This window comes from Chloroflexota bacterium, assembly GCA_014360825.1.
Lineage (GTDB): Bacteria > Chloroflexota > Anaerolineae > UBA2200 > JACIWT01 > JACIWT01.
In genome coordinates, this window is the sequence record JACIWT010000005.1 from 125,663 (window position 1) to 138,571 (window position 12,909).

The 12,909-nt window shown below is 58.6% G+C and carries 8 protein-coding genes; all 8 read left to right on the forward strand.

What is annotated here, in order from left to right:
• The 8 genes from H5T64_05060 to H5T64_05095 all read left to right on the forward strand — a co-directional run bounded on the left by H5T64_05060 (window position 1) and on the right by H5T64_05095 (window position 12,904).
• A complete protein-coding gene (locus H5T64_05060; protein ID MBC7263712.1) occupies window positions 1-1,974 on the forward strand; it encodes a glycosyltransferase family 39 protein in 1,974 nt (657 codons plus the stop codon).
• 2 nt (window positions 1,975-1,976) lie between these two features.
• Window positions 1,977-6,584 carry a glycosyltransferase family 39 protein gene (locus H5T64_05065; GenBank protein ID MBC7263713.1) on the forward strand — a complete coding sequence of 1,536 codons (4,608 nt, stop codon included), beginning with the start codon at window positions 1,977-1,979 and terminating at the stop codon, window positions 6,582-6,584.
• A 5-nt stretch (window positions 6,585-6,589) separates the two neighbouring features.
• On the forward strand, window positions 6,590-9,019 hold the full coding sequence (locus tag H5T64_05070; GenBank protein ID MBC7263714.1) for a hypothetical protein: 2,430 nt from the start codon (window positions 6,590-6,592) through the stop codon (window positions 9,017-9,019).
• 59 nt (window positions 9,020-9,078) lie between these two features.
• Window positions 9,079-9,321: a type II toxin-antitoxin system HicB family antitoxin gene (locus H5T64_05075; protein ID MBC7263715.1), complete on the forward strand. Its 243-nt coding sequence runs from the start codon at window positions 9,079-9,081 to the stop codon at window positions 9,319-9,321.
• A gap of 318 nt (window positions 9,322-9,639) precedes the next feature.
• Window positions 9,640-10,506: an EVE domain-containing protein gene (locus tag H5T64_05080; protein MBC7263716.1), complete on the forward strand. Its 867-nt coding sequence runs from the start codon at window positions 9,640-9,642 to the stop codon at window positions 10,504-10,506.
• 91 nt (window positions 10,507-10,597) lie between these two features.
• On the forward strand, window positions 10,598-10,849 hold the full coding sequence (locus H5T64_05085; GenBank protein MBC7263717.1) for a hypothetical protein: 252 nt from the start codon (window positions 10,598-10,600) through the stop codon (window positions 10,847-10,849).
• A 38-nt stretch (window positions 10,850-10,887) separates the two neighbouring features.
• Complete coding sequence (locus tag H5T64_05090) at window positions 10,888-11,139, forward strand: TdeIII family type II restriction endonuclease (protein MBC7263718.1); 252 nt, start codon at window positions 10,888-10,890, stop codon at window positions 11,137-11,139.
• 25 nt (window positions 11,140-11,164) lie between these two features.
• Window positions 11,165-12,904: a glycosyltransferase family 39 protein gene (locus tag H5T64_05095; protein MBC7263719.1), complete on the forward strand. Its 1,740-nt coding sequence runs from the start codon at window positions 11,165-11,167 to the stop codon at window positions 12,902-12,904.
• Window positions 12,905-12,909: the final 5 nt, after the last annotated feature.

Consider the following 12,909-nt stretch of genomic DNA (forward strand, 5'->3'; position numbering starts at 1 on the left):
TTGAGATCCAAGCAACTTTCGGCTGCGTTGTTGCTCACTGTCGCCATTGCCTTTGCCCTGGCTGGGCAATACTACTTCCTGCAAAAGCGAGATTTCTTCTGGGATGCGGTAGCGCTATACTGCGTCGCGATCCTCGCCTTTCTCCTTCTCTCGCGCCGTCTGGAGAGTATATCCCAGGCCGACCGCAGCGAAGGCGAGGCCATCTGGTCACGGCTCTGGGTGGGGATGAGGGAGCGTCCCTGGCAGTCCGCTTGTCTCGCGGTGGCGCTGGTATCCACTGCTGCCACCCTATACATCACCCAGATCGCCCGCGACCCCAATTACTGGTGGGCCTGGCGGCTCTGGCTGGTTAGCGTGGTCGCCTATGCCCTCGCTTTCGTCGAGGGTGTGCCTAAGTTCTCCTGGACAGCCCTACAGGCTCATCGTTACGAGGTGGTGGGTGTTTGTTTCCTGCTTCTGGCTGCCTTTCTGTTGCGGGTGGTCCACTTGCAGAGTATCCCACAGAACATCGGCGGCGATGAGTGTTCCCAGGGGCTGGAAGCCATCCAGATGATAACGCCGGGATACCGAGGGAACATTTTTGCCACGGGCTGGTTATCGGTGCCCCGTCTCTCGATGCTCTGGAATGCGCCGTGGATCAAGGTCTTCGGGCGGGAGGCATTTGGTCTGCGATTGCCCTGGGCGCTCGTGGGCACGGCAACTGTCTTGATGGTGTACCTGCTGATTCGCCGGCTGTTCCATCCTGGATGGGCGATGGCCACGAGCGTTCTGCTTGCTTGCTTCGATTATCACATCCATTACAGCCGCCTCGGGTCGAATCAGATCGCCGACCCCTTGTTCACAGCAGCCGTTTATTATTTCCTGCTCCGGGCGGTGGAGGGGAAGCGGAGGCTGGATTGGGCTTTGGCCGGCATTGTGTTAGGGCTGTCTTGGTATTTCTATGCCGGGGCGCGGCTCACTACCGTCTTGGTGGTGATAACCCTGGCTTATTTCGCTCTCCGACAACGTGATTTTCTCTCCCAGCATCGGGATGGGCTATTCATCCTGGTGGTGGGGATGCTCATTGTCGGCGCTCCCCTGTTTGCCTGGTACTCTAAGCACCCGGACGAGTTCAATGGTCGGCTGAACTCGGTGGGCATTTTCCAGTCTGGCTGGCTGGACCGCGAAGTGCAGATCACCGGCAAAAGCAAAGCCTACCTGCTGTTCGACCAGTTTCGGCGGGCGTTTCTTTTCACCAATTATTACCCCGACCGGGTAGTATGGTACAATTCGCCGCGACCGCTGTTGCCCCTCGTCCCGGCGGCACTTTTCATGCTGGGTTTTGCCTACGCGGTGGCCCATGGCCTGGAACTGCCATATTTCCTGATCCTGGCTTGGTATATGAGCACTGTCATCTTTGGCGGCGCACTCACCGATTCACCGCCCTCGAGCCAGCGGCTGACGGGTCTGACTCCGGGGATCTGTCTCTTTCAGGTGGTGGGGCTCAGCAAGGTGTTGGAGTATATCCAAAAAATATGGCGGCTGCGACGTTGGGTCCGGCAGTTGGCAATGGTGGTTCTCATCGCTGCCATCGCCATTGCCAGCGCCCATTATTACTTCTTCACCTTCACGCCCCTGCGGGTGTATGGCAGCCCGCAGGCCGAGATCGCCACCGAGGTGGGCCGCTACCTGCGGGACCTAAATCGCGACCACTACGTGTATTTCTTCGGCCTGCCACGCCTGTTCCTGGGTTTCGCGACACTGCCCTACCTCGATCCGAATCTATGGGGGGAGGACGTACAGAATCTGGCGCAGGTACAGCCGGATGCCTTGAGAAAAGATGCCGTGGTAGTATTTGTCTTCGTGCCCGAGCGCCTGGGTGATTACGAATGGGTGGTGAGCCAATACCCTGGTGGCTACGAGTGGCGCTATCACTTGCAAGGCAAGGGTCGGGAGCACGAGTTGCTTTTCATCCTCTATCAGATTGAGGCATAAAGATGGTTGAGGGTGGTATGAACGCGGGGAGATTCCATGAGGCATCGTATCCAGAAGAGCCGGATCTCTGGGAACAAATAGCCAGGTTGCGTGACCCGGCTGTGCGAGAGCGAGTGCTCTTGATCGCCTCGCTTGTCATCATCCTGTTGCTCGGGGCGTATTTCCGCTTCTTGGGTCGCAACTGGGACGAAGGGACGCTCTTGCACCCCGACGAGCGCTTCATGGTGATGCTCACTGGGGCGATCCATCTGCCGAAGAGTTTCTCGGAGTATCTGGATTCTGCCAACTCTCCTCTCAATCCCTACACCCATGGCTACGGCGGGTTGGTCTACGGCACACTGCCCATTTTCCTCACTCGCTGGGCCTATGAGGTGCTCAGTAAGTCCAACCCGGTGAATATCGAATTGGTGGGGCGCTTTGTCTCCGCCCTGTTCGACCTGGGCACCATCTATTTCGTCTACCTGTTGGCTAGAAAATTGTACGACCTGCGCGTAGGCGTCGTGGCGGCATTCCTGGCCGCTACCACGGTCTATCACATTCAGCAGTCCCATTTCTACGTGGTAGATATGGCGCTGGGCTTCTTCATTGTGGCCACGGCGTACTTCGCGGCCCGCGTTGCCGATGATGGCAACTGGCGAGATTTCTTGCTGATGGGCCTGTGCTATGGGTTGGGCGTGGCCTGCAAGATCAGTGCAGCGTTCTTCTTGCCGTTTATGTTGCTGGCCTGTGCCTTGCGCCTCTACCGCCGATGGAAGGATGCCGGAGAGGGGGAACCGCGCCCGCTGGTCTCCCTGCGACAGGTCATCGCTGGGTTGCGGGTCTCGGTCGAGGTTCGGCCGCTGGACGTGGCTGTTTCCACGAGGGTCAGGGGACTGATAGCCGTCGGTCTGGGTCTGATGGGTGCTGGGCTGGTGGCTTTCCTGGCCTTTCGCCTGGCGCAGCCCTACTCTTTTGAGGGCCCCGGCCTGTTTGACATAAAACCAACGATGTACTGGTTGAGCATGATGGGCCAGGCACAGCGCATGGCCTCGGGCCTGATTGACTGGCCCCCGAGCCACCAGTGGGCAGGTCGTACTCCACTATGGTTCCCGTTCAAGAATATGGTGCAGTGGGCGATGGGGTTCCCGCTTGGAGCCGCTGCGTGGCTGGGATGGGCCATCGCCGGGTGGGAGTTGTTACGTCGCCGCAAGTTCGTTCACCTCGTGCCCTTCACTTGGGTGGGCTTCTGGTTCCTCTACCAAGGGTCCCAATTCGTGTGCAGCATCCGATATATGGTGCCCATCTATCCTTTTTTGGCTATGTTTGCCGCTTATCTGGTGGTGAGAGTCTGGGATGCAGCGCGGGCGAAAGCGGCCTCGACCGGTGAGAAACGGCTCCGTCTCATTTGGATGGGTGTGGCAGCATCTTTGGGCCTCTTCGTGCTATTAGGCACCTTTCTGTATGCCTTCGCCTTCACCCGTATCTACACCCGCCGTTTGACCCGCGTGCAAGCCTCCAGTTGGATGTACGACCACATCCCGCAGGGGTCCAAAATCGCCAGCGAGACCAGTTGGGATGATGCCTTGCCCTGGCGCGGCGTGGATGGCAAGGATGCCTATGGGACAGGGATGTTCGTCGGCGTGCAGATGCAACTTTACTCCGAGAACGACCCGCCTCTGCTCGAACAGACATTGGATTGGCTGGATATGGCCGACTACATCGTCTCCAGTTCCAACCGTGTGTACGGGTCGGTGATCCAGTTGCCCATGCGCTTCCCCTTTCAGATAAACTACTACAACCTGATGTTTCAGGAGAAATTGGGCTTCAAGATCATCAAGGTCTTCACATCCTATCCCACACTGGGACCCATTCGCTTTGTGGATGACGAGGCGGAGGAGTCCTTCACCGTCTATGATCACCCGAAAGTCATTATCTGGCAGAAGACGCCCGAATACTCCCGCGAGCGGGCGCGGGAACTGCTGGACGTGGTGGACTGGGATGCGGTGCGCAAACTGACGCCCATCGAGTTGCCATCGTATAAGAACGGCCTGATGCTCACGGCGCAGCAGGCGAAGATCCAGCGCGAGGGTGGCACATGGTCGGCGATGTTCCACCCCGGCGATCTGGCCAATAGGCTACCCCTGCTCGTCTGGCTTCTCGTTGTCGAGGTGGTGGGCCTGGCGGCGTTCCCATGGATGAATGCAGTGGGGCGGAACCTCCCCGACCGAGGCTGGGCCCTCAGCAAGGCGCTGGGCCTGCTCCTCTTGGCCTGGCTCTCGTGGATGCTGGTGAACACCGGCCTGTTTCGCTACACCCGCGGGACGATTCTCCTCTCACTATTTCTCACGGCAGCAGGGGCTGGGGCGTTGGTGTACTCTCGCCGCGATGGTTATCGCGCCCTCTGGCAGGAGAAGCGGCGCATCATCCTGTTGGAGGAGGTGGCTTTCCTGGCCTTCTTCCTCGGCTTCCTGCTCCTGCGCTGGGGCAATCCCGATCTCTGGCACGCCTGGCGCGGGGGCGAAAAGCCTATGGATTTCGCCTACCTCAACGCGGTGATGAAGAGCAGCATCTTCCCACCCTACGATCCGTGGTTCGCCGGGGGCTACCTGAACTATTATTACTTCGGGCAGATCATCGTGGGCACCCTGATCAAACTCACGGGCATCGTGCCCTGGGTGGCCTATAACCTGACTGTGCCGCTCCTGGCCGCACTCATTGCCATAGGGGCTTTCTCAGTGGCCTACAACCTGATGGCTGGCTGGGGCGAGCGACGGGCGGAGATCGCCGGTCTGGTGGCAGGGCTTTTCGTGGCCGTGCTCGGCAACTTAGGTGAGGCCGCGCTCATCGTGCGCGCACTGCGGAAACTCAACCAGGCGGAAATTCAAACCTCACTGCCCGTCCTGCGAGGCATCTATCAGACCCTGGGCGGGCTCAAAGAGGCGCTGGTCCATCACACCCCGCTGCCCATCGGACTGCAGGAGTGGTACTGGAACGCATCGCGGGTGATGGTCCATGGCGAGATCAACGAGTTCCCCTTCTTCACCATCCTCTACGCTGACCTGCACGCTCACTTCATCGCTCTGCCTTTCACGCTGCTGGCGGTTGGGCTGGCGCTGAACTACGTCCTGCCGCGGATCAATGGCTCAGACCGAAGCAGCGCCTGCCTGGACGACTGGGACGTATTGCGCCGCTGGCCCCAGGTGAGCCGTTGGGTTGAGGGGCTGAAGGCTCAGTGTGGCTGGTTGGAGCGAGTGGATTGGGCTGGGGTTGGAGAGGTGTTCCTGGCGGCGTTGACCGTCGGGGCACTGCGTTGCATCAATACCTGGGACTGGCCAACCTACCTGCTGGTAACAGTCGGGGCGCTGGCCCTGGGAGAATACGGACGGCGTGGGCGGATAGATGCGGAGGGCATCCAATCCGCGGGGCTCAAAGCGGTAGCGGTGGCTGTTCTTAGCGTATTGCTTTTCCGCCCGTTTGACGCCTACTACGGCGCGGCCTACACCGCCTTCGAGCGCTGGAAAGGGCCACGCACTGGGTTCACCGAATATTTTCTCATTCACGGCGTCTTCCTCTTCGTTATTGTCTCCTGGCTGATCACCGAGTTCCTGCGCAGGACGGAATTTGGGCGGACGGTGCGTTTCTTCTCCCGCTGGTGGTATCGCCCGGCTCGAGCCTGGCATCTGTACTCTCGGGCGACCAATGCTTGGTTCCGACCAGGGGTTGTGGCGGGACTCATTCTTCTCGTTGCCCTCAAAGGCATTGCGGCCCGGGAGTACGTGTATACCTTTGGGTTGCTCATCCTCGTCTTGACCCTGTCGTTGGGTCTGCGCCGCAATGCGGAGACGCGACGACGCACCCTCGTGTTCCTCATCGGCCTGGCGTTGTGCATCACGATGGCAGTGGAAGTGCTGGTACTCAAGGGCGATATCGGGCGGATGAACACGGTGTTCAAGTTCTACCTGCAGGTCTGGGTACTGTGGGGCGTGACGGCAGCGGCTTGCCTGGTGGACTTCTGGCCACATCTGGAGGGTTGGGAACCCGGGCTTCGCAATGCGTGGCGCGTGGTGTTCGCGGTCCTGGTCTTCTGCGCGGCGCTCTACCCTATCTTGGCCTCTAAGGCCAAGATCCGCGATCGCTTCGACCCCAGCCTGGGACCGGGACTCGACGGCATGGCCTTCATGCAGACAGCCGTCTACAACGACGCCGGGCGCGACCTGCAACTCCACTGGGACCAGGAGGCCATCGAGTGGATGCTGAGTAACGTCGAGGGCTCACCGGTGGTGGCCGAGGGTAACGCTGAGCCTTACCGCTGGGGCTCGCGGGTATCCGTTTACACCGGGCTGCCGACCATTGTGGGCTACAACTGGCACCAGAAACAGCAGCGCCAGGTGGTGGGCCACGATGTGGTGGATCGGCGGCTGAACGACGTGCGCGAGTTCTACACCACAGCCGATGAAACCCGCCTGCGGGCGTTGATCCGCAAGTACAACGTCGAGTACATCTACTTCGGGGAGATGGAAGAGGCCTATTATGGGCCAGAGGCTCGCGCCAGGTTCGAGGATATGGCAGAGCGGGGACTGTTAGAGTTGGTGTACCGAAACGAGCAGGTACAGATATTCCACGTGCGATGAGGGACTTGCTGTCGGTCGCGAGTTGGTGGCTGGCATTTGAGGCGCTGGGGTTGGGGGCCCTACCCATCACCCTGCGCCTTTTCCGACCATTGCCTGAGCGGGGCTATGGCCTCTCGAAATTGCTGGGGCTGTTGCTGACCGGATACATCATCTGGATCGGCGGCAGTTTCGGCTTCCTGCGGTTGACGCGGGCCACGATCTTGACGGTGATCATCCTGGCGGCGCTCTATTGTCTGCGGCACACTGCTGAGGTCGTCGCCTTCCTTCGCCAGAACGTCCGCCTGGTCATCGTCACCGAACTGGTGTTCACTGTCTCCTTCCTGGCCTGGGTCCTCTACCGGGCCTATAATCCCGACATCGCCGCCACCGAAAAGCCCATGGAGTTCGCTTTTCTGAACGCCATCGTGCGCGCAGGAACCGTGCCGCCACCTGACCCCTGGCTTTCGGGCTTCGCCATCAGTTACTACTATTTCGGCTATTTCCTGATGGCCCTACTGACCGTCCTGGCCGGGGTGAGGACTGCTGTGGCCTTCAATCTCATCGTGGCCACGCTCTTCGCCGCCACCATGAGCGGGGCGTTCAGCCTGGTGACGAACCTGGTGGCCTCATACCACGGCGGGATGAAACGCGCGCTGGCCTGGGGATTGGTGGGGGCTCTCCTGGTAACCGAGATCGGCAACGTGGAGGGTCTGTTGGAGGTGCTGCACGCCAGGGGGCTCGGCTCGCTTTCCTTCTGGCAGTGGGTGGACGTGAAGGGCCTGGCCGATGCGCCCGTGACCGGCGCGTGGTTTCCATCTGACGGTTGGTGGTGGTGGCGGGCCTCGCGGGTGATCCACGACCGGGATCTACTGGGGCGTTCGATGGAGGTCATTGACGAGTTCCCCCTGTTCAGTTTCGTCCTGGGCGACGTGCATCCCCACGTGCTGGCACTACCCTTCGTCTTGCTGGCATTGGCGCTGGGGTTCAGTACCCTGCTGAATGCAATGCAAGAGGCACCGGCGGACGCCACCGGCGTCCGTGCTCATATGGAGTCTCTTGTCCGACGTCAACTGGGCGATTTGCTGCTGGCCTGTCTCATCCTCGGCGGCCTGGGCTTCCTGAACACCTGGGACTTCCCCGTCTATCTGTTGATCGTCGTAGCCTGCCACACCCTGGGACGGTTCTGGCGAGAAGGTCGGTGGCCCTGGGATGAAGCACTGGGTTTCGCGCTCCTCCTGGGGGTTGGTGGGGTCCTGCTATACCTACCCTTCTACATCGGCTTCCGCTCCCAGGCGGGGGGACTACTGCCCAATCTCATCAATGGCACGCGGCTACACCAATACCTGATCATGTTCGGCCTTCTCATCTTCACCGCGGCGGGCTTTTTGTTGGTGCAGTTGGCTCACTTGGGGGTGCGAGTTGGGGTGCGGAAAGTGCTCCAACAAGTACTATGGTACCTTGTTATCTGTATCGGGGGGCCTGGGATGCTCCTCGGGGGGTTGGCGGCGGGGCTGGTTTTCACTCCGCTGGGGCGCTCTTTGCTGCAGGAGGAAGTCGTGCGAGAGCAACTGGCCGGACGAGGGCTGGGTGAAGTGGCCCGCCAGGTTCTGGCCATGCGCCTGGGGGACCCCTGGCTGGCGCTATTTCTGGCCCTCGGCATCGCAGTGGGGATAACGTTGCTCGCCCGAAGCCGGGAGACGGGCGAGACTGGGACACCCCACGCCGCCGTTCTCTTCTGTGTTCTCCTGGTGGTCGTGGCGCTGCTTCTGTCGCTTGGAGTGGAGTTCGTTTACCTGCGGGACGCCTTCGGCACGCGGATGAACACAGTGTTCAAGTTCTACTATCAGGCCTGGGTGCTGCTGGCAGTGGCGGCACCGGTGACTTTGGGTTATACGCTCGAGCACCTCCGGACAGGGGCACGATTGGCATGGGGATTGTGCTGGGGAGTGCTGCTCGTCGCCCAGTTGGTTTATCCCCTGGGCGCGATCTGGGCCAAGGCGGGCGGCTTCGCCGGGAAACCGACGCTGGATGGCACCGCCTTCTACCAGCAACTCCGCCCTGACGATTACGCCGCTGTGGAATGGTTGAACCGCAACGTCCGTGGCACCGTCTATATTGTAGAGGCGAACGGCCCCTCCTACAGCCCTGAGTTGCACAACATGGTCTCGGCGTTCACCGGGCTGCCCACGGTGTTGGGTTGGGGTTTCCACGAGTTGCAGTGGCGGGGCAACTACGCGGAACCAGGCCGCCGCGAGCCCGACATCGTTAGAATCTACCAGTCGGGCGACCCGAACGAGGTTTTGACGCTGCTGGACAAGTATGCGATAATGTACGTGTACGTGGGGGACCTGGAGCGCAGCAAGTTCGGCCTCTCGCCGGAGATGGCAGCGCGCTTCGGCCTGTTTATGGATCGGGTCTATTCTGGCGGGGGTGTGGCGATTTATCGGGTGCGGTGAGAGGAAGATAAGCGAGATGCCGCCTGATCTAAAATGTATGGTGTATAGGAGGAGCCAGTATGTTGACATCCTATATTCGAGCGGCGATGCGGAGGGCTAAGTACGAAATCCTTCCCGATGACGGCACTTTCTACGGAGAGATCCCAGGCTTCGATGGCGTATACGGTAACGCCGAGACCCTTGAAGCCTGCCGTGATGAACTAGAGGAAGTTTTAGAGGAATGGATTCTGTTCCGCGTTTCTCGGAATCTCCCTCTGCCGGTCGTTGACGGCATTGAGAAGATGAACCTAGTTTGGGGGTAAGCGGAATTGTCTTACAATCCCGTGTATAGTGCAAGGCCATTTACAGACTTCGCCTCTGTTAGACCTGAAACACCTCTTGAGTCCCTCAACCTGAACTGGCGGGAACAAGATCTACCGGAGCGGGAAAGGACAAAACATGTCCACCGCCTCCACCCGTACCTTGGGAAGTTTATTCCCCAGTTGGCTGAGATCTTCCTGCCTAAGTTTAATCCAAAGTCAGTGTGTGATCCGTTCTGTGGCTCCGGCATTACGCTAGTAGAGGCCACGGTTTTGGGCATTGATTCGGTAGGCTGCGATAATGAGGAGGTGATTGTGTAGATGAGAAACTTTTGGATTGTAACGGGATCGGAAACAAATTGGAGACAAGCACTTATCTCCAGAGGGATCTGGGGACTTGAAGAGAGTAAACTTGACAAGGTTTATTGGCTAGCGATTGCACCCAATGATGTGATACTGTTCTATGTAAGTGGCAAAGTGAAGGGGATAGTTGGATATGGAATCGTCAGACGCAAGTTCTACCAAGATGTCCCTTTGTGGAATGCTGAGATAGAAGAAGGGCGTGTAAAGTGGCCTCTTAGGTTTGAATTCGACGTAGAGTTTCTTTTACCTGAAAACAGGTGGAAGGATAAAAAGATATCAGTACCTCGGGGAGGGGAATTCAGGCAACCGTTAATCCTCAAAGAAGGGGAAGAGGTAGAACCAATCATTCAGGCATTAAATCCCAACGTCTCTATGGAATTGCTGCGAGAAATTTCCATACTCCCTCCGCCCGTGAAAGTAGATTTTCTCTCCCCAACACACGAGAATATTAAAAACTTGTTGCTGGAAATTGGAAAATTGCAAGGCTATGTCGCAGATCTTGAATTTCCGATGGGCACAGAGTGGTTAGATGTAACATGGAGGAGACTCCCAGAGTCTGTTCCAACATATGCTTTTGAAGTTCAAGTAGGCGGTGACCTGTATCACGCAATGGGAAAATTAAAACATGCTTACGACATATGGAACAGCCGGATTTTCCTGGTAGCATCAGCCGATGCTTTGGGTGCTGTCAATAAATTGCTTTCGGGGACATTCCATGAAATACAACCCGTACTCAGATTCATTGAGGTAGGAAAGATTCAGAGTCTGTATCAATCTAAGCAGAATATTCATCAAATTGAGAAGGATTTAGGGTTAATCCCGTGAAGATAGGATTAATCTAATAGTTTGGTAGTGTTAAAGCGCGGGATTTACAGGCTCTGAAGTTTGATAAGATCTTTAGGAGTTGAGCAATCCGATGATTTACGAAGTGCTATTCTTTGACGGATGGGGCACGATGCCAGCCTACTACCTGCTCGACGGTGTGGAAGGCGACACGCCAGAACAGGCGCTGTCAGAAAATCTTAAACGAATCACTCAGCGAGTCAGACGCCAATTCGATTTGGACGAGGATGAAGTATCTGACGAGAAAATTCAAGGGACAATCTACGTGTTGCGTGAGAATGGGTTGGTTTCGGTGCGAGACGTGGCGGGATTGCGCAGAGGATGACGCAGTGAAATACAGCATCGAAGTAGCTCAAGAGGATTTTGACATTCACGGCCTTACATCATGCAAAGAATCCTCAAGCTTATCTCGCATTCGCTTACAACCCGTTCATCACGCGTGAAGCCTACAGCCATCCGTTCACCGCTCAGATTATGGACATGGAAGCCGAGGTATTGATGGGCGGAGAGTTCTGGGATAAGATCGGTGGCGAGGGGACGTATACTGAGTTGCTGAATGTGATAGCAGAAGTGAAGGAACAAACTCCCATTCGGTGCAAGAAAAAGACAAAGTGAAACTGTTGCTGAGGGAAATTTCAACATGACCACAACCTACGTTTTTGCCGAGAACACACGCGAGGATGCATCCCCCTGGGCCTGGCTGACCGTGGAGCGGGCCATCTACCTGGGCCTCGCCCTTCTGGCTGCGGCGATCCGGCTCTTTGCCCTGGGTCGCTGGCCGCTCTTAGATGGGGAGGCTGCTATCGCCCTCGCTGCCTGGCGGGCGCAAGGCGGCGGCTGGGCCTATGCGCCGGGTCTCACCCCGCTCCTGGTCCACGGCAACGCGCTCCTCTTCTTCGCCTTCGGCGCCAGTGATATGGTGGCCCGGGTATTGTCTCTCCTCTGCGGCGTGTACCTGGTGGCCCTGCCCTACGCTCTGCGCAAGTCCCTGGGATCAAACGGCGCTATCGCTGCGTCGGCTCTCTTGGCCCTTTCCGCTTCTCTCATCTTCATCTCTCGCACCGCCGACGGCGCGATCTTCGTGGTCGCCGCCGCCCTGGGGCTCCTGGCTGCCGTCTACAACTATACGGAGACGCGAGAAAGCGGCTATCTCTACCTGGGGGCCATCTCCCTGGCCCTGGGGTTGATGGCCGGGCCGGGGATGTATAGCGTGCTGTTGATCGTCACCCTGTTCGCCGTTTTCTTGTATTGGCGTGCCCGTGCGGGCGACGAGACTTGGGCCAGACTCGTGGCCGCCGGGCGCGAGGCAGCGGCGAGCGGAGCCTGGCGACAGCCCGTCCTCGTTGGCCTCGCCTTCCTCCTGCTCTGGGCGACGGCCTTCGCTCTGAACCCCGCCGGCATCCAGATGACCATTGACCAGTTCGGCCAGTGGCTGGGCCATTTCGCCCGCCCGACGGATCAACCGTGGTACGCACACTTCACCTGGCTCTTGCTCTATGAACCCCTGCCCTTGATCTTCGGGCTCTATGGCCTGTATCTCGTCTTCCGCGAGCGGGATTTCGTCTCCACGTGCGCGGCGTTCTGGTTCGTCGTTGCCCTGGTGTTCCACTCTCTGCCCGGCTATCAGCGCCCGGAGTATTTCGTCCTCATCGTCGCGCCCCTGACCCTGCTGGCAGGCAAGGCGATCGGTCGGCTGGTGGATGAACTCGGAACCGAAGGCCTCAGCGCCGACGAATGGCTCCTCTTGGCCATCACCCTGGTGCTCCTGTTCGCCGCCAGGATACGATTGGGCGACTACCTGTTCACTATGCGCCGCGAGTATCTGTTGCGGGGCCTGGCTTTGTTATTGCTATTGGTCGCCAGTTACGCGCTGTTTTGGAATACCCTGGCCCAGCGGATATGGCGGGTGATACTTCTCTCGCTCCTGGCACTGACCCTGGCGCTGAGCGTGAAGGGCAGCGTGGATCTGAATTTCAAGTATGGCCGTGACCCCCGCGAACCTTTCGTCGCCGTGGCCACTTCGCCCGATGTCCTCAATTTGGTCCACTGGGTCGAGGAGATCTCCCAGCGGCGTGCCAAAGACCCTCATGTCATCGGGGTAACGCTGCAGAAGGACCTGGAGATCCCCCTGGCTTGGTATCTGCGCGATTTCGCGGATTTGTCTTTCGCTAATAATCCCATCCCATCGCCGGCTACGCCAGTGGTCATCGCCCCGGCGGATGCTGGCAAGCCGGCTAAGTATCTGGGCCTGCGCTTCGCCCTGCGCACGCGCTGGACGCCCGGCTCTCTGTCGGCAGTGGACCGCGTGAAGTGGCTCCTCTGGCATGACGCGGTGGGTGGGCTATCCTATGAGAACGTCGAACTTTGGGTTCAGAGGTAGAAAGA

Excerpts from the sequence above, each read along its gene's own strand:
- H5T64_05065 (MBC7263713.1), top strand. The coding sequence starts at position 1,977 with ATGGTTGAGGGTGGTATGAACGCGGGGAGATTCCATGAGGCATCGTAT.
- H5T64_05075 (MBC7263715.1), top strand. The coding sequence starts at position 9,079 with ATGTTGACATCCTATATTCGAGCGGCGATGCGGAGGGCTAAGTACGAA.
- H5T64_05080 (MBC7263716.1), top strand. The coding sequence starts at position 9,640 with ATGAGAAACTTTTGGATTGTAACGGGATCGGAAACAAATTGGAGACAA.
- H5T64_05085 (MBC7263717.1), top strand. The coding sequence starts at position 10,598 with ATGATTTACGAAGTGCTATTCTTTGACGGATGGGGCACGATGCCAGCC.
- H5T64_05095 (MBC7263719.1), top strand. The coding sequence starts at position 11,165 with ATGACCACAACCTACGTTTTTGCCGAGAACACACGCGAGGATGCATCC.